Source organism: Psychrobacter sp. AOP31-B2-9, from assembly GCF_052378005.1.
Taxonomy (GTDB): Bacteria; Pseudomonadota; Gammaproteobacteria; order Pseudomonadales; family Moraxellaceae; genus Psychrobacter.
Genome location: NZ_JBQSXG010000310.1, coordinates 1 through 744, shown reverse-complemented (window position 1 = coordinate 744; position 744 = coordinate 1). Strand labels below are relative to the sequence as shown.

Here is a 744-nt window from a genome sequence, read left to right as displayed (position 1 = left end):
CAAACTTTTGCACCTTAGTGGCTAGAGCGCTTTGAGAAAGCTTTTGAACATCAGGGTTGCTATGTGTCGCTAACCATGGATACTTCATAAAAGCACCTAATGTCGCACAAGTCAGTCTCATGCCGCCTTTATCTGGATGATGCTCATTGCGGGCCAACAGCCGAAACCCTTGAGCATTACCTTCGTATGCTAATAAGTCGAGTTTTTCATTAGTATTGAAATCTTGCAGCATCGTTTGATGTTCAGGTTTTACGAACCAGTCACGGATGGCATACTCACCTGCATGACCAAATGGTGGGTTGCCGATATCATGGGCAAGGCATGCTGCTTGTACAATGACGCCAACATCAGCTGGCGAGATACCTGTGGGTAAACCGCTGGCTAATTTATCATGAAGCTTTTCTGCTGCCATCATGGCTAAAGAGCGTCCAATACACGACACTTCAAGCGAGTGCGTTAGGCGAGTATGAATCCCTAGCTGATTGGTCAGCGGATGGACTTGGGTTTTTTGATTGAGCTGTCGAAAAGAATGCGAAAAAACAAGCCTATCATAGTCTTTATGAAACTGAGAACGGGTGCTTTTATTGGCGTTGAATTTTTTGGTAGTACCGAGGCGCTGTGAATTGAGGAGGTGCGACCATTGTGTGGTAGGAGATGACAAAGAGGTTGGTGTACTTAGCATATGCAATATCCGAAACCAAGGGAGCTTCTAGCATAGCAAAATAGTGACCTTGGTACAGCATA

Annotated in this window: 1 protein-coding gene; it reads right to left on the bottom strand. The window is 45.3% G+C overall.

Translation table 11 applies throughout. The features are described from left to right. Nucleotides 1–682, bottom strand: a 682-nt coding sequence (dgt, locus tag ACT3SX_RS15375; RefSeq protein WP_444761853.1) for a dGTP triphosphohydrolase, incomplete at its 3' end; no start/stop codon positions are given. Nucleotides 683–744: the final 62 nt, after the last annotated feature.